This is a genomic window from Paenibacillus sp. NAIST15-1 (assembly GCF_001894745.1).
In the GTDB taxonomy this organism is placed as follows: domain Bacteria; phylum Bacillota; class Bacilli; order Paenibacillales; family Paenibacillaceae; genus Paenibacillus_B; species Paenibacillus_B suaedae.
The window spans coordinates 134,317-151,986 of the sequence record NZ_BBYF01000004.1 but is presented as its reverse complement, the minus strand read 5'-3'; the positions used below and the strand labels follow the sequence as shown (position 1 = coordinate 151,986).

Below are 17,670 nucleotides of genomic sequence, written 5' to 3'. Positions count from 1 at the left end.
ATCCGTGAAAGGACTGTTGAAGGGTCTAGGCGTTACATTCAAGGCGATGACGTCGAAGAAGGTCACCTACAAATACCCAGATGTTCCGCTTGAAATGCCTGACCGTTTTCGCGGCATACAGCATTTCGATCCGGATAAGTGCATCGTATGCAATCAATGTGCCCGCATCTGTCCAACGGAATGCATTACGTTGACAGGCAAACCGAATCCAGATCCAGAGAAGAAGGGCAAAGTGATCGACACGTACGATATTAACTTTGAGATTTGCATTTTGTGCGATCTTTGTACGGAAGTATGTCCGACCGAAGCGATTGTCATGACCAACAATTTTGAACTGGCGACATACAGTCGCGATGACTTGTTCAAAAATTTGAACTGGCTGAACGACAATAATGTCAATGTTCGTCAAGAGAACAACTCCGCCATGCCGAAGGGGGGCGCGAAGAAAAATGTTTAACTTCTCTTTGGATTGGACGGGGGAGACGATTGTCTTCTTCGTGTTGGCCATCTGCATTATTTCCGGCGCGGTATTGATGCTTAACTTTACGAAGGTTGTACATATGGTCGTCTCTGTTGCCTTCTCCTTCCTAGGGTTGGCAGGGATGTACGTGCTGTTGGATGCTGAATTTGTTGCTTTTGTGCAGGTACTTGTTTATACAGGCGCGATATCGATACTCATGATTTTCGGAATTATGATGACCAAGCACGATAAGCAGGATGAGGCATTCGTCAAGCCGTGGAAGGAAGCGTTGGCCGCGATAGGCTGTATTGCCCTGTTTGGAGTGCTATTCTTCTCTATTCGCAGCTCTGAGTTTCCTGTACATCAAGACGCTGCATTGGTTCAGGATAATACGCTGAATATCGGGAAGCAACTGTTCACAGAGCATGTCATTCCGTTTGAGCTGCTGTCTGTTCTGTTGACGGTGGCCTTTATCGGAGCAATTGTGCTGGCTAAGAAGGAGGCGGATGAAGGATGAGTACGATGCTTGCTTCCTTTTTAACACTTGCTGCTATATTGTTCTGTATTGGTTTATATGGTGTATTAACAAAGCGCAATGCAGTTATTGTGCTGCTGTCCATTGAGTTGATGCTCAATGCGGCGAACTTGAACTTGATTGCCTTTTCGAAATACGGGGTCGTACCGAGCCTGAAGGGGCAAATTTTCTCTCTTTTTACAATTGCGATTGCAGCTGCAGAAGCGGCAATTGGTGTCGCCATCCTTATCGCGTTGTACCGGAATCGCGGAACGGCCAACGTGGACGAATTTGACGACTTGAAGAGATAATCGGTAGGGAGGATACGACAATGGAATCCGTCTTTTCGCAATTCGCATGGGCTATCCCGGTCATTCCGCTGCTCGCGTTCCTCATACTGACGGCATTTGGCCGCCAGATGAAAGGCGCAGCCGTTCTGCTCGGTGTCATCAGCTCTCTTGCTGCGTTCATTCTGTCTGCGCTCCTCTTGTGGGAGCGGGTGTCCGGAACGATGGAGGACTATACCCGGAGCTTTGATTGGATTCGCTTCGGTGACATCCGCCTGGAGTTCGGATTCGATGTGACGAACTTGAACGCGCTAATGCTCGTCATTGTCACGCTGGTCAGCTTACTAGTAAATGTATATTCCAAAGGCTACATGCATGGTGATGAGCGGCAAACGGTGTTCTACGCCTATATTGCGCTCTTTACCAGCTCGATGCTTGGACTTGTGCTGTCTCCAAACTTACTCCAGCTCTATATCTTTTGGGAGCTTGTAGGGGTATGCTCATTCCTCCTCGTTGGATTCTGGTATGAGCGTCCTGCAGCACGTGCTGCGGCTAAGAAGGCCTTCATCGTCACACGGATCGGAGACGTTGGTTTATTTATAGCACTGCTGCTTCTGTTCTGGTACATGCCGGGTCATGCGCTTGACTTCGGATCGATCAGCAATGTGTTCAGCAATGCAGATACACTGGCACAGAGCGGTATATCTGCCGGACTGACGACATGGATTGCATCTCTCATATTCGTAGGAGCGGTTGGCAAGTCGGGTCAATTCCCGCTGCATACCTGGCTCCCAGATGCCATGGAAGGGCCGACACCGATCTCAGCACTCATCCATGCGGCTACGATGGTTGCGGCAGGGGTATATCTCGTTGCACGTACGTTTGATATTTTCCACATGTCGCCTACGGCAATGACGATTGTCGCGAGTGTTGGAGGATTTACTGCGATCTTTGCAGCGACGATTGCAATCGCACAGCGCGATTTGAAGCGCATCCTTGCATACTCAACGGTTAGTCAGCTCGGCTACATGATGATGGCGCTTGGTCTTGGGGCTGTGACCGCAGGGGTGTTCCACCTGTTTACGCACGCCTTCTTTAAGGCGCTTCTGTTCCTCGGAGCGGGAAGCGTCATTCATGCTGTACATACACAAGATATATTCAAGATGGGCGGCGTTGGCCGCAATATGAAGGTTACAGCTTGGACATTCGGTATTGGCGCACTGGCACTGTCTGGTATTCCGCCTCTGTCCGGCTTCTGGTCTAAGGATGCGATCTTGACAGCGGCTTGGGATCAGAATAATTGGCTCTTATTTATTATTGGTGCAGTTGCTGCATTCTTTACCGCTTTTTATATGGCGCGTTTGTTCTTCCTCGTATTTACGGGGGATCCATCAGCAGACAGCGAGGCTTCCAAGGCACATGAATCGCCATTGTCTATGACAGTGCCATTGATCGTGCTTAGTGTACTGGCTGTGGTTGCAGGATTCGTCAACACTCCGTTCGGGGGCAGCTTCGGCACCTGGCTCACAGGCGAAGAAGTAGGTGAGCACGCAAATATCATGGTGATGATTGTATCGGCGCTTATCGGTGTATTGGGTATTGGACTTGGATATGTCATGTACGGACCTGGTCGCAAGCGTCAAGATACGCTCGAACATACGGCGGCACCTGTCTATCGTCTGCTTGCCAACAAATATTATATTGATGAACTATATCAAATCGTATTTGTTCGTAGCCTATCGGGTATTGGGCAACTGCTGAAGGCAATCGATAAATGGGTAATAGATGGTCTGGTACGCTTGGTAGCATGGTTTACAGTCAGTGTTGGCCGAACATCGCTGCGTGTGCAGAACGGTCAACTGCAAACCTATGGCCTGGTATCCCTGTTTGGCTTTGTCGGATTAATTCTGCTCGTGCTGGCACTTGGAAGGAGGTTCTGGTAGATGCTGAATATACTTTCTTCGATGCCGCTGCTAACGCTGCTGACCTTCTCTCCGCTTCTTGGAGTCATTGTGCTTCTGTGCATTCCGCAGGGGCGTACACGTGCGATTCAGGTGACAGGCATTGTAACGACATTCGTGCCTCTTCTACTGGCGCTTATCATTTATGGCAATTACGATGCACTCGAGCAAGGCAAAACCATAGCAGAGCAATGGTCATGGATATCGATTCCGCTCAATTCAGAATTGATTGAAGGGCTAAGCTCATGGGCATTTACGATTCAATATCATTTGTCGATAGATTCCCTATCGTTGCCGCTCGTGGTAATGACCACGATCGTAGCTTCGATGGCGGCGTTTGCTTCCTTGTATGTGAAGAAACGCTGGAAGTCGTATTTTATTCTTTTCCTGCTGCTTGAAGTTGGAATGCTGGGTGTCTTTATGGCACGTGATTTGTTCTTATTTTTCATGTTCTTCGAATGGACGCTGGTACCGACTTACTTCCTTATTGGTATCTGGGGCTATATGCATCGCGAGAAGGCTGCGAATCAATTTCTGCTGTACAATGGGCTCGGTTCTGCGCTTCTCTTAGTTGCCTTCATTGTACTTACGGTGACAGCAGGCTTTGCACCTAACCCGGACATGGCGGCGAATGGCCATTACGTATATACGGGCAATCTTGATGTCATTATGAAGAACATTAATGATGCGACTTCTTTTATATATCAAGAGCAGAGCGGCGTATATTTGTCTGACAGCATGCGGACGTTTATCTTTTTCTTGCTCATTGTAGCCTTTGGTGTGAAGCTCCCGATCTTCCCATTCCACACATGGATGCTGCGCGTGCATGCTGAAGCTCCGGCACCTGTGGTGATGCTGCACTCAGGAATATTGCTGAAGATGGGTGCTTACGGTCTTATTCAGTTCGGAACAGCATTGCTTCCGAAGGAGACCGCATCTTGGGCTGTACTACTAGCAGTACTGGGTGTTATTAATGTGCTGTATGGGGCCATACTCGCCTTTGTGCAGACAGAATTTAGACTTATCTTAGCTTATTCTAGTATTAGTCATATGGGCTTCGTTCTGCTTGGTATCGCAGCGATGAATGATATTGGGCTTCAAGGTGCTGTTGTGCAGATGGTCTCGCATGGATTTATCTCTGCGTTGTTCTTCCTGCTGGTAGGCGCATTATTGGAGCGTACAGGAACAACAAAAATTGGCGAACTGGGTGGATTAGCGAAGGGCATGCCATTCTTGTGCGGCATCTTATTGCTGTCAGGCTTGGCATCGTTAGGCTTGCCAGGCTTGTCGGGATTCGTAGCAGAGCTTCTGTCCCTGCTTGGTCTGTTCGGAACGATGAAATGGGCATCCATACTTGCTGCACTTGGGATTATATTAAGCAGTGTCTATGTGCTTCGTGGGGTACTGGCAATCTCTTATGGGCCAAGAGACGATCGCTATGCAAGCTTGAAGGATGCCAGACTTGTCGAAGCTGTGCCGATCATGGTGCTGACGGCATGCATTATTTTAATCGGATTGTTCCCATCATTCGTTACGGCTCCGATTGATAATGGCGTCGAGCATGTCATTGAATTATTCAAGGTGAGGGGGTAGGCCCATGGAAGCGACTACAGTTAAACTGCTGCAATTGGGCGATCTCGCACTGCTGGCACCCGAGCTGACGCTTGTTATTGCAGCGATTGTGATCTCGCTCATTGATTTGGCGCTGCCCCGTCGTGTGAACCGGGATATTATCGGGGGGCTGTCCCTGCTGGGCGTTCTAATTTCGCTTGGCTTCGTCGTATGGAAGTTGTATCAACGAACATTACTTAACGAGGAAGCGGCTCGATCAATGCAGCTGCTCAATCAAAGCTATCGCGTTGATGATTTTGCCCTGCTGCTCAAAATTGTATTTCTTACCGGTACGGCACTCATACTACTAATGAGTATCGGCAATATAAGAGATAAGGAGATTCCGCATCGCGGCGAATATTATTACTTGCTGCTTCCAGCTGCACTTGGCGCGATGATCATGGCTTCATCAGGAGATCTAATTACGCTTTATGTTGGTCTGGAATTGTTGAGCATTACTTCCTACATTCTCGTTGGGTTGAAGAAGAATGACCGGAAGTCATCAGAAGGTGCATTCAAATACGCAGTACTGGGAAGTGTAGCGTCTGCATTTATTTTATACGGGATGTCCTTTGTATACGGCATGACAGGAAGTACGCAGCTTGGTGCGATTGCAAGAGGCTTGGCGGATCAAGTTCATTCCTTCGAACCGCTCATCTATGTCAGCTTTTTACTCATGCTGGTGGGCTTCGGTTTTAAGGTTGCAGCAGCACCATTCCATGCCTGGTCACCTGATGTATATGCGGGTGCGCCAACACCTGTCGCTGCCTTCTTGGCAGTTGTATCCAAAGGTGCGAGCTTGGCAATTTTGTTCCGCGTATTCTATAGTCTGTATTTTGGTCTGGGTGCCAATAGGGATATGCTCATCTATCACGACTTCGCAACGATTCTTCTCGTGCTAGCAGCGGTGTCTATGGTGATCGGGACAACAATGGCGCTCAAGCAGTCGAATGTCAAGCGGCTCCTAGCCTTGTCTGGTATTGCGAATGCAGGTTACCTGCTTGTGCCGATTGGGCTCGATATGTTGGATGGATCGTGGCATTCATCGAACTTCTCGGAGTTCCTATTCTACTTGTTGGCCTATTTATTTACGACGATCGGTGCGTTTGCCGTCCATACGGTTATGGAGCGTGCTGCAGGGCATGATGAAATGAAGGGATATGCCGGCCTGTATTATCGTTCCCCGTGGCTAGCTGTAGCGATGACCGTACTTGTGCTGTCACTTGCAGGAATCCCAGTTACAGCCGGATTCATGGGTAAGCTGTACATCATTTTTGGAGCAGCTGCCAGCCATGCGGTATGGCTCTCTGTGCTCATGATGGTAACAGGCGTAATCTCCTTCTACTTCTACTTCGGCTTCATACGCCAGATGTATATGCGTGCTGGCAATGAGGATGAAGTTCGTATATCGATTACTCAACGAGCAGTCATCGCCTTATGCGTATTGATTGTACTGCTGCTCGGTGTGTTCCCTGGCTTCGTCGTGAAGGTCATTCAACATGTGTTCTCAATTGGAGTAGATTTGCTGATCCGCATGTAATCGGAACACAGGTAGTTGGAGCATACAATGACGTATAGGCTAGTATGTGCTAGCGGAGAATCGAGGTCTCTCACGAGAGACCTCGATTCTTTTTTGTAAATGTAGGACTCAGGACTCAAATTGATCAATACGAACAGGAAAGCATGTCTCCATGGCGAAACTTTATAACGTTTAACGTGTAAAGGTATATTGTGATTGAATGGATGGGAGAAACGTCGGTTGCTTGTCTTTACCATTCATTGACGTGAATAAAGAGCAAGGTAGAGGTCGGAAGAATTGGATTCGGTGACGAATTTGGTCATCTTCTCGTGAAATCATGTTTTAACACCCTCTAGCACAGGCCTTCGGAACAAGAATAGGAAGGGATTCATTATGAAACGATTGCCTCGCGTCGTCGTGACTGGCACCATCATTGTACTATCAAGCATGCTGCTAATAGAATCGTCAGGCATGCGCCAAGCGATCTCGCCGATATACGAGGTAAGGTTGGAGGAGGCGACGCAGCGAAGCTGGACGAATGTGCAGCTATCGCCATCTGCGAGTCTTGTCAGGAATGAGAACCATGAGGAGGAAGCAACCTCAACCTCATGGATTATTAAGTGGAAACAAGGGGCACAGGATGACGTATTATTGCGTCGAAGTATAGTAGAATCAGAACAGGAATCAGTAGGAATTATGGTTGTTCGACCTAAGGAGGAAGAGAAGTCGGAAGATTGGCTTCGCGATGCCAAGCGCTCGGACGATATCGAATACATCCAGCCGAATCATACGGTTCGCACGCTGCAATCGGTGATAAAGCCGAATGATACTTTATACGGGCAGCAGCACTATTTGCAGCAAATCGGAATTGAAGCGGCATGGACGAAGACAAGGAGCAATTTGTCTACTACAATTGCGCTGGTTGATACGGGGGTTGACTTTAACCATCCCGATTTGAAGCCGAATATCGTGAAGGGGGTTAACCTGCTAGATACAGGTATCCCACAAGATGATAACGGTCATGGTACTAGCGTTGCCGGCGTCATCGCAGCAGTAGGTAATAATAATAAAGGGACAACCGGAATTCTATGGTCAGCCAAGATCATGCCTATTAAGGCACTTGATGCTAGAGGCTATGGCGATGAGGATAAATTAGGTGCGGGCATTCTATACGCTGTCGATCACGGTGCCAAAATCGTTGTCATGTCGGTTGGACTGTACCGATATTCAAAGTACATGGAAGAGATTGTGAATTACGCCGAGCAGAAGGGCGTTCTACTCATTGCAGCTACTGGAAATGATGGCAAACGCTACGGAGAGAAAATCGCGGTCAAATATCCAGCTGCTTATCCTACGGTGCTCGCCATCGGTGGAAACACAAGACAGCAGCGGGTAGAGCCGCGTTCGAATACGGGGCCAGAAGTGGATCTCGTTGCACCGTGGCATGTATTTACCACAGCATTAGGTGGTGGCTATGCTGCTGAGGAAGGCACCTCGATGGCGGCTCCCCAAGTAGCTGGAGTGGCGGCATTGCTGTGGAGCCAATATCCTGAACTGAAGCCATATCAAATTCGTCAGCATTTACGGAAGACGGCGAAAGATATCGAAGCCCAAGGCTGGGATCAGCTTAGCGGATACGGGATGCTGCGTGCCGATCAAGCGCTCTTGAATCCGGTAGAGAAGGATCCATTTGGGACGAATACAACTCGTGATAAGGCAAGGATGTTCCCGATTGACACTTCCTTAGCAGCAGAATTGAACGGGAAGAAGAAGAATAACTGGTTCGTCGTAGATGCACCCTACGATGGAACACTAGAGTTGAACGTGCAGCGAATTCAAGGAACTAGCAAAATCGGAATCATACATTTCTTAGCAGATAGTCGTTCGGGTACCGCGTATAGTCACCCTATTAGCAAGCCGCTCACCGTTCCAGTTAAAAAAGGGAAGAATGTGTTTCGATTCTATGCGGAAGAAGCTGGCGCAGCCATATCTTATAAACTGTCGTCACGCTTTCTCATTTATGAGGATCCGTTCGAACCAAATGACAAGCAGTTTCAAGCATATGCCCTGCCTGCACGGACGCAGGATATTGTAGGGACATTCAGTCATGCTTCCGACTTGGATTGGTATACGATTCAACTGCCGACCAAGGCGACACTTCGGTTGAAACTAGACACAGACACCGTGCGTATTGACCCAGCGATAGAGATTCGCGGTTCACAGATGGAAACGCGATGGGTGGATGAACAGAAGGAAGGCCAAGCTGAATCGGTAGTTCTGCCTGACTTGCCCGCGGGCAAGTATTATATATTGGTGCAGAATGCAGTAACAGCTCGTCCTGAAGCAGTGGCGGGAGAGTATAAGCTGCATATTGAATACCTGACTCAGTTCACGGATCCGAATGAGCCGAATGATAAAGTATACGAAGCGATCACAATGAGTGAAGGAACGGAATATAAAGGTGTCTTTCATGAGGATAATGATGTGGATTGGTTCCAATGGAAAGTGAAGGAGCAGGCGTATGGGCACTTTCGGATAGGCAATGTGCCTTCGAATCGTGTGGTGACGATGTCCGTTCTGTCGAGAGAGCAGAAGTTGCTTGCCTCAGCACGCAACCGGTTGGGTGAATCCGCTGTAGAATTGGGCACTGAGCTGGAGCCGGGCACGTACTACGTTCGACTCACGACAAGCGATAAGTTCGATACACAGTTCTATTCCTTATCTGTGCAGGCAGATCCACTTGTGGCTGGGTTCCGAGACATAGGGGAGCATTGGGCTAAGGATTCAATCGTCCGAGCAGTCAAGTCAGGCTGGATTAACGGTTATCCTGAAGCGGAATTTGGCCCGGATCGGCCGATCACTCGTGCAGAGGCTGCGTCCATTCTCGCCAATGCGTTTAAGTTGAATGCGAAGGGAAAGCAGACAACTTCATTCAAGGATGTCACTTCGAAGCATTGGGCGTATTCTGCGGTATCACGAGTTGCCAATGCCGGTATTGCGGGGGGTGTTGGTGGCCAGCGCTTCGCGCCCAACCAGAAGGTGAAGCGTTCGCAGATGGCGGTAATGATCGGCAATGCACTTCATCTGAAGGCTGGAGCGATAAGCACGGGGCCGTTTGCGGATGTTCCTGCTGTCCATTGGGCAGCCCCTATGCTGGCTGAGATGAAGCGACAAGGGTACGTGCATGGTTATGAAGGCAATACGTTCGAGCCGGATCGCGATGCGACTCGGGCTGAGTTCGCAGCGATGCTCCTCGTTGCCTTGGATAGGAAATCGTAAGGAGGAGTCTAAGTGGGCGGAAATGAAACATGGACACAGGTCACCTCGTCTGTAGGCTGGAGTGGTGCGATTCAAATGATCATTACACTGATGTGCATTGCACTCGCGTGGTGGGCACTGCAAAATGTAAAGATCGATTTGTTCATTCGGCATCCGCAGAGCCCACAAGGCAAAATGGTTCATTTGATTTTAGCCATTTTGGTTGGCCGGGCAGTGGCACAGTTTTTTGTCGATTATTGGAGCTGGACACAATCACTGCGTTTTTTGTTTTGAAACCATCAATAATGGTTAAGAGGAATTGGACGGCGGTACACCGACGGGGTTAATACCGTGATTTCCTCTTGATTAAACCCCGTCCGGCAAGGGTTCAAGCACTTGTCGAATAACATCGAATGAAGATGTCAACACTGGATGATAGCCCCAAGGAAAATGTGGAAGGGTCTGTCGAAAAATATCGCTTGTCCATAGCTGTAAAGCAGTGGTATGATGTAATTTGGAAATCAAAAGAACGTACCATTTTTTACAGATATACGGATAATGGGGCGAAATAAAGCGCGGAGGGAAACATGATGAGTAAATTTATCGTCCGCGGAGGCAACCGATTGACGGGTACTGTGCGTGTTAGTGGCGCGAAGAACTCTGTACTTCCGATCATCGCTGCTTCGTTACTGGGAGAAAAAGGCGTTAGCGTAATTTGCGATGCACCTCCACTTGACGATGTGAAAACGATACACAATGTACTAGAAAAATTAGGTGCAAGCCTTACATATGCCGACGAAACCATTCGTGTGAATGCGGAGAACCTTCATTCTTTTGAAGCCCCATATGAGTTGGTACGTAAGATGCGAGCATCATTCCTCGTCATGGGCCCATTGTTGGCTCGCGCAGGACAGGCGCGTATTTCTCTGCCTGGTGGATGCGCTATTGGGAGTCGTCCGATTGATCAGCATTTGAAAGGCTTTGAAGCTATGGGTGCGGTTATCGGTCTTGGACAAGGATATATTGAAGCGAAAGTGAACGGCCGACTGAAGGGTACCAAGATTTACTTGGACTATGCGAGTGTCGGTGCGACGGAAAATATTATGATGGCCGCTACATTGGCCGAAGGTACAACAATTATTGAAAATGCAGCTCGTGAGCCGGAAATCGTCGACTTGGCGAACTATCTGAACAAGATGGGCGCAGTCGTTCGCGGTGCAGGAACAGGCGTTATCCGCATTGAAGGTGTGGATCATCTGCATGGTGCTGAGCATACGGTTATCCCTGACCGCGTCGAAGCAGGAACTTATATGGTTGCTGCAGCGATGACAGGCGGAGATGTGTATGTGGAAGGTGCGATTGCAGATCATCTTGGTCCTGTTATTGCGAAGATGGAAGAGATGGGCATTACGATTGATCCGGATGAGAATGGTATCCGCGTCCGTGCGGAACAGCCGTTGAAGGCTGTCGACGTAAAGACGCTTCCATACCCTGGATTCCCGACAGACATGCAGTCGCAAATGATGGCATTGCTGCTTGCAGCAGAAGGCACATCTGTAGTGACCGAAACGGTATTCGAAAACCGCTTCATGCATGTGGATGAATTCAACCTGATGAATGCAAACATCAAGGTTGAAGGCCGTACTTCTGTCGTAACAGGCCCGGCTAAGCTAAGAGGTGCTAAGGTAACGGCAACTGACTTGCGTGCTGGAGCTGCATTGATCTGTGCAGGGTTGATTGCGGAAGGCACAACAGAAGTCGGAGGCGTTCATCATATTGATCGTGGTTATGTGCACTTAGCAGAGAAGCTGTCATCGCTCGGAGCAGATATCTACCGCGTGAAGATGAATGAAGAGCCACAAGGCGTGAAAGAAGAGAAGGAAGAAGGGACTTTTCGAGCACAGCCAACTTGGGCGTAAGCCTATCGTGAGCTAAAGCTGGAGAAGAAGCTTCCACCCGGATCATATAGACAATTGCATCGATAGAAAAGGTGTACCGGCTAGACATAAAGCCGCCTCGTGAAGAGGCGGCTTTTTTGCGTGTATATGATTTTGGGTGCAGATGTTTTGAGTATGTGCTGTTTTGCATGAAGATGTCCTGGTACGCAAACGATTTTTCGAATGTATTCGCATGTGTAGATGACGAGTTGCTGGTAGTTATCCGTATCGAACCTAGAAACCTTCTACAAGTAATCAGGAAGGGATACGAGGGTATGTGGTTCTGTCTTCTCTTAAAAAAGCATAGGGTAGAGAAAGAGGAGGATTGATTCTGTTCTTTTCGTGAAATGCTAGATAAGAAAGTGAGAGGAATCGTTAAAATAGAAAGAGGAGTGAGACCAATGGCAACGCAACCGATGTTATCTGCGCAGGCGCGGCGGCTCGCACGTTGGCTGAAGCCGCGCCTGCGCCTTGGCGGCAGGGGCCGCTGGGGCCTGCGAAGACGCCCCCTGCCGCTGCTAGCGCGCACCGCCCTATGGGCTGGCGCGCTTATTGCGCTCGCGCTGCTCGTGCCGCTCCTGCTGGTGCAAGAGCACCAGCAGGGGGTAAGCACGAGCGCTCGTAGCGAGCGCGCGGCGCCGCAGGCGCCGAAGGTGTCGCCGCCGCCCAGCACAGCGGCGGCGCAGCCCATGGTGCGCGTGTACCTGAGCGGCACGCGCCAAGTTGAGAGCGTCGCGCTGGAGCAGTATGTGCGCGGCGTCCTCGCAGCAGAAATGCCGAGCAGCTTCGAGCTCGAAGCGCTCAAGGCGCAGGCGATGGCCGCCCGCACGTACATTATGCGCCGCCTGCTGGCGCAGGATACAAGCGGCGCACCTGAGGGGGCCGATGTAACCGATACCGTCGCCCATCAAGCCTATAAGCCGCTCGCGGAGATGGAGCGGCTGCCGAAGGAAGCGGCGGCGAAGCTGAGCCGCGCCGTAGAGGAAACAGAGGATCAGATCATTACGTATGAAGGCAAACCGATTATGGCTGCATTTTTCTCCACAAGTAATGGATATACCGAGAATGCCGAGGATTATTGGGGAAACCCGGTCGCTTACTTGAAAAGTGTGGCAAGCCCTTGGGATGAACGGGTAGCGCCGCGATTTGCGGAGAGCACTACATATAAGGTAGAGGCGCTTCTATCAGAACTAGGTGTATCCGCGCAAGCATTGAAGCTGCAATCCGGTGGCGGGACATCAAATAAGTCCGGATCCGCGCAAGTCATTCGGAATCAGCTCCGGATCTTATCCCGTACCCCCGGTAAGAGAGTTGGTCAAGTTCAAGTCGGTACAGAACAGTTCACAGGTCGCGAAATTCGAGAGAAGCTAGGGCTGCGATCGAGTGCATTCGATTGGAGCATGGTGGATGGAAAACTAGTCATTACTACGTACGGTTTCGGGCATGGTGTTGGCATGAGCCAATACGGTGCGCAAGGAATGGCCAAAGAAGGGGCTACTGCGGAACAAATCGTAACGTACTATTATAAAGGTGTGAAGGTGGACAAAGCTTCGAAGTTAGCATCGGCTAAACTAAAAGGATAGTACAGCAAGACGCAGATCAATTATGCAGAGAGGCAGGGAAAACCCTTGTTATATAAGGAGCTAGACTTCTTGCAGAAGCATTGGTAGCTTCATATCTTAAAAATTAGCATTTCTACGTATAAAAGTACTAGCCTCGGTAACAATGGTTACTGAGGTGATCACAAATGAGTGAACAAAACCAAAATCAAAACTCAAAAAACAAAACAACGATGAATACATCTACGACAAGCACAGCAAATCCGTCTGAAGCCTCCAAATCGATGCAAGGGGCTCAAGCGGTTCACACATCCTCATGGAGAAAGCTGTTGTCGAAGAAATGGGTATTCCCCGCTTTGTACATGGCCGCAGCAGCAATTATCCTAACTCTAGTCTGGGTCTATCAAGACTTGAATCACAAACCGCTCGACCCAAACAAGGATGCGACGCAAGCAGGGCAAACAATCAAGCAAGGCGAATCAACTGCAGGTACAACAGCTGGAACCAAAGAGGACGCAGTCGAAGTAGTTGCAACCAACGAAACACTCGGATGGCCAGTGGCGAATTCTGGTGATGTAGATGTCGTCATGCCGTACTATGACGAGAAGGCTTCGAAGGAAGAGCAAGCGGCAGCAATGGTGCAGTACAAGCAAACCTTTACTCCGAATGTAGGTATCGACTTGGCGCGCAAGGACAAGCAGGCATTTGATGTAGTAGCTGCAATGAGCGGTAAAGTAACACGTGCTGAACAGCATGCGACGAATGGATTTGTTGTCGAAGTGGATCATGGCAATGGCATGAAGACAGTATATCAGAGCTTGGCTGATGTGAAAGTGAAGCAAGGCGATGTTGTGAAGAAGGGCGACGCGCTAGCTACAGCAGGTCGCAGTGAATTGGAGAAGGAACTGGGCGTTCATGTTCACTTTGAGGTGTACAATGAGAATAAGCCAGTAAATCCGACAACGGTTCTGGTTAAAAACTAATTCAGTTAAACATGGTAACAACATCGGGCGTATGTCTTAAGGGCATTCGTCCGTTTTTTATTTGTAGGAGGAATAGCGGAATTGAAACGAACTTTTTCTAATATTTTTTTGCTCTCGCCACTCCAATGATGAATGATTGAATTCACGGATTACCAAGAAGCGGAATTCCGCTTGACTAAGCTTTTTTTCCTGTTTTAACTTTGCTTGGATTGCCTTGTTGTTCGACTTGTCCGATGAGAGCCTTGGCAAAAATATCGGCTAAGCCAAGCTTGTCAGGCTCGGTTACAACGCATAAGTGTGCGACCCACTCATATAATGTACCAATTAAACCGAGTAGGGAGGCGGGAACGTGCACGACTACATCAAAGAACGGACCATCAAAATCGGCCGCTGCATCGTCGAAACGAAGCATACGGTTCGTACAATCGCTAAAGAGTTCGGCGTGTCTAAAAGCACGGTGCACAAAGATTTGACCGAACGGCTGCCTGAGATTAACCCCGATCTGGCTGATCAGGTGAAGCACATTCTCGAATACCATAAGTCCGTTCGTCACTTGCGTGGTGGAGAAGCAACGAAGATCAAATATAAGAAGACGACTTCAAAAAAACGTGAGGTGATGACGGCCGGTAAATCCTAAACCACCACCCCATTCCAATAACTTTTTAAAATGTGAGCTGCCCTCCAATCTGTCATTGAACGTAGCAGAGAAAGTATGATATGGTAAACGATGAGTAAATATTTTGCAGAAAACGGTCGTAATTTCTCGATTTAGACATGAAAAATGAATGTGGAGGCTCTCGAACTTATGCTTAGCAAGGATATTGGAATTGACTTGGGAACGGCAAACGTTCTCATCCATGTCAAGGGGAAGGGGGTCGTCTTGAACGAGCCTTCGGTTGTAGCAATCGAAAGCGATTCAAAGCGAGTCCTCGCCGTGGGTGAAGAAGCCCACAGAATGGTTGGTCGGACACCGGGCAATATCGTACCCATCCGCCCGCTTAGAGACGGAGTCATCGCTGACTTCGAAGTTACGGAAGCAATGCTGAAGCACTTTATTTCACGAGTCGGCGGTCGCAAATGGTACTCGCACCCACGCATCTTGATTTGCGCGCCGACAAATATTACTTCAGTAGAACAGAAGGCAATTCGCGAAGCGGCTGAGAAGAGCGGTGCCAAAGATGTTTTCCTGGAAGAAGAACCGAAGGCAGCGGCAATTGGCGCGGGTATGGATATCTTCCAACCGAGCGGCAACATGGTCGTTGACATCGGCGGCGGAACGACGGACGTGGCGGTATTGTCCATGGGAGACATCGTTACCGCCTCTTCTATTAAAATTGCTGGGGACAAGTTCGACAGCTCCATCATGAAATATATAAAATCCAAGTATAAGTTGCTAATCGGAGAGCGTACGTCTGAAGATATTAAGATTAACATCGGGACGGTGCGTGAAGGTGGACAACGGGAAATGGACATCCGCGGACGTGACATGGTTTCGGGCCTCCCATATACCGTAACGATCACATCCGATGAAGTTCGAGAAGCTTTGTGGGATCCAATTTCTTCGATTGTCGCTGCTGCGAAGTCGGTATTGGAACGGACACCGCCAGAATTGTCGGCGGATATTATCGATCGCGGCGTCATTTTGACTGGCGGCGGGGCGCTTCTTGATGGATTGGACGAGCTGATGGCTGACGAATTGAAGGTTCCTGTGCTTATTGCAGAGGATCCAATGCACTGCGTCGTCAAAGGTACCGGAATCATGCTGGATAATTTGGACAAGGTCGTTAAGAAATCATTCGTTTAATCCGATATACATTGTATATGCTTTGACAGATCGGGAGGAAACGACATGATTAGAGGTTTGTATACAGCTGCCTCGGGCATGATGACCCAACAACGGCGGCATGATACGGTTACGAATAATATAACGAATATCAATACGCCCGGGTTCAAGTCAGTAACAGGGGCAGTGCGTTCATTTCCTGAGATGATGCTGTCCTTACAGGGCGGCGATCAAGGGGCAGGTCGTACCATTGGCCGCTTGAATACAGGGGTATTCGCGGAAGAGAGCCGTATGCTGTTCAGCCAAGGCGATCTGATGCAGACGAATCAATCAGGCGACTTTGCATTATTGACGGATTTGGGCGTCCCGGGCGTGGTCTTTGATGCTTCAGGCAAGGGACGGGATGCGCAAGGCAATATTGTTTATAAGCCGGAAGCATTCTTTACGGTTCGGGAAGGCAATGAGTTGCGTTTTACGCGTGATGGCCATTTTCGCTTGAATGCACGCCATGAGCTGACGACGGCAGACGGAGCACTTGTGCTGAACCGGAATCAAGCTCCAATTGTATTGCCGGCGAATGTGTCGATAGATGATATCAAACTGGATGGGACAGGCCGGATGTATGATGCGCGAACGAACGCTGCGATTGGAGGGGCAGATCTGCTCATTTCCCGTATCGACAATCCGAATCAGCTTATTCGGACGGGAAATGGCCGCTTCCGACTGGACGCAACAGGGGCTGGTCAAGCAGCAGCAGTCGCGTGGACAGCTGGTGATCAACAGCAAATTCAGGTACAACAAGGTTATTTGGAGCGTTCTAATGTAGATCCTACGCAATCGATGACGGATATGATGACGGCATTCCGTGCCTATGAGGCGAATCAGAAAGTCGTTCAATTCTTTGATAAGACGCTGGAAAAGACGGTCAATGAGGTAGGGCGCGTCTAAGCGCTTAGAATAGGAGGAACGATATGAACCAGTCTATGATTTCTGCAGCCTCTTCGATGAATGGCATTCAGCGCAAGCTGGATATCGTCGCGGACAATATGGCGAACTTAAATACGAACGGTTATAAGCGGAAGTCAGCGACATTCGCTGATGTGCTTACGAATGTAAGACAGCATGATAAGGATTACCGCCAACCAGGAAGAGCGACCCCGATGGGATATACGCTTGGCTATGGATCTTATTTGACTGCATTAAGTCGAGACTTCACCCAAGGGGCATTGAAGCAAACAGGTGTAAGCACGGATTTTGCGCTGGAAGGCAACGCGCTATTCGAGCTCGAACTGGACAATGGTCAATCTGCTTGGATTCGAGAAGGCGCTTTTCATTACACGATTGATCCGAATACGAAGGAAAAGGTGCTTGTGACGGCTCAAGGGGATAAGGTGCTGGACAAAGACGGCGCTGAGATCCGAATTGGGCTGGATCAAGAGATACAGGTTAATGACAAGGGGCAAGTATTCGCGACGAAGAACGGCTTGACGGTTGTTCCGAATCCGATCGCTACGCTGAAGGTAGTAAAGCCGATCAGCCCAGAACTCCTTATTCAGACAGAGAACAACTATTACGTAATGGCCCCAAATACGAACCGCAATGCTGTTGTGGAGGATCTTGATCTTACACAAAACCAAGCGGTTCACGTTCGGCAAGGCATGATTGAGCAATCGAATGTATCGCTGATCGACGAGATGAATGACTTGATTCAAGCGCAGCGAGCGTATCAGATGTCCGCTCGGGCCTTGACTTCCGGAGACGCGATGTGGGGGCTTGCGAATAACCTTCGCGCGTAAAC

Annotated in this window: 15 protein-coding genes; all 15 read left to right on the top strand. The window is 49.2% G+C overall.

Annotation, left to right across the window (positions count from 1 at the left end; translation table 11 throughout):
* Positions 1 to 4 precede the first annotated feature (4 nt).
* Positions 5 to 457 (top strand): NADH-quinone oxidoreductase subunit NuoI, encoded by a 453-nt coding sequence (nuoI, locus tag PBN151_RS11600; RefSeq protein WP_021257166.1) that lies wholly within the window; start codon positions 5 to 7, stop codon positions 455 to 457.
* On the top strand, positions 450 to 977 hold the full coding sequence (locus tag PBN151_RS11595) for an NADH-quinone oxidoreductase subunit J (protein ID WP_021258896.1): 528 nt from the start codon (positions 450 to 452) through the stop codon (positions 975 to 977). Before nuoI ends, PBN151_RS11595 begins: the two co-directional genes overlap by 8 nt.
* A complete protein-coding gene (gene nuoK, locus PBN151_RS11590) occupies positions 974 to 1,285 on the top strand; it encodes an NADH-quinone oxidoreductase subunit NuoK (RefSeq protein WP_021257164.1) in 312 nt (103 codons plus the stop codon). Before PBN151_RS11595 ends, nuoK begins: the two co-directional genes overlap by 4 nt.
* A gap of 20 nt (positions 1,286 to 1,305) precedes the next feature.
* On the top strand, positions 1,306 to 3,204 hold the full coding sequence (gene nuoL, locus PBN151_RS11585; protein ID WP_072729069.1) for an NADH-quinone oxidoreductase subunit L: 1,899 nt from the start codon (positions 1,306 to 1,308) through the stop codon (positions 3,202 to 3,204).
* A complete protein-coding gene (locus tag PBN151_RS11580; RefSeq protein ID WP_072729068.1) occupies positions 3,205 to 4,815 on the top strand; it encodes a complex I subunit 4 family protein in 1,611 nt (536 codons plus the stop codon).
* Between the two features lie 4 nt (positions 4,816 to 4,819).
* Entirely contained in the window at positions 4,820 to 6,373 is a 1,554-nt protein-coding gene (locus tag PBN151_RS11575; RefSeq protein ID WP_072729067.1) for an NADH-quinone oxidoreductase subunit N, read from the top strand.
* A 372-nt stretch (positions 6,374 to 6,745) separates the two neighbouring features.
* Positions 6,746 to 9,631, top strand: coding sequence for a S8 family serine peptidase (locus PBN151_RS11570; protein ID WP_072729066.1), 2,886 nt, complete (start codon positions 6,746 to 6,748; stop codon positions 9,629 to 9,631).
* Between the two features lie 12 nt (positions 9,632 to 9,643).
* Entirely contained in the window at positions 9,644 to 9,904 is a 261-nt protein-coding gene (locus PBN151_RS11565) for a DUF1146 family protein (RefSeq protein WP_021257159.1), read from the top strand.
* Positions 9,905 to 10,200: 296 nt separating this feature from the next.
* Positions 10,201 to 11,529, top strand: coding sequence for a UDP-N-acetylglucosamine 1-carboxyvinyltransferase (gene murA, locus PBN151_RS11560; RefSeq protein ID WP_021257158.1), 1,329 nt, complete (start codon positions 10,201 to 10,203; stop codon positions 11,527 to 11,529).
* Positions 11,530 to 11,948: 419 nt separating this feature from the next.
* Positions 11,949 to 13,130: a stage II sporulation protein D gene (gene spoIID / locus PBN151_RS11550; protein WP_083545108.1), complete on the top strand. Its 1,182-nt coding sequence runs from the start codon at positions 11,949 to 11,951 to the stop codon at positions 13,128 to 13,130.
* Between the two features lie 164 nt (positions 13,131 to 13,294).
* Entirely contained in the window at positions 13,295 to 14,089 is a 795-nt protein-coding gene (locus tag PBN151_RS11545; RefSeq protein WP_021257155.1) for a M23 family metallopeptidase, read from the top strand.
* A gap of 349 nt (positions 14,090 to 14,438) precedes the next feature.
* Positions 14,439 to 14,726 (top strand): sporulation transcriptional regulator SpoIIID, encoded by a 288-nt coding sequence (spoIIID, locus tag PBN151_RS11540; RefSeq protein ID WP_021257153.1) that lies wholly within the window; start codon positions 14,439 to 14,441, stop codon positions 14,724 to 14,726.
* 168 nt (positions 14,727 to 14,894) lie between these two features.
* Complete coding sequence (mreB, locus tag PBN151_RS11535; RefSeq protein WP_021257152.1) at positions 14,895 to 15,893, top strand: rod shape-determining protein; 999 nt, start codon at positions 14,895 to 14,897, stop codon at positions 15,891 to 15,893.
* A gap of 45 nt (positions 15,894 to 15,938) precedes the next feature.
* Positions 15,939 to 16,820: a flagellar hook-basal body protein gene (locus tag PBN151_RS11530; protein WP_021257151.1), complete on the top strand. Its 882-nt coding sequence runs from the start codon at positions 15,939 to 15,941 to the stop codon at positions 16,818 to 16,820.
* Between the two features lie 23 nt (positions 16,821 to 16,843).
* Positions 16,844 to 17,668, top strand: a complete 825-nt coding sequence (locus PBN151_RS11525; RefSeq protein ID WP_072729064.1) for a flagellar hook-basal body protein — start codon at positions 16,844 to 16,846, stop codon at positions 17,666 to 17,668.
* Positions 17,669 to 17,670: the final 2 nt, after the last annotated feature.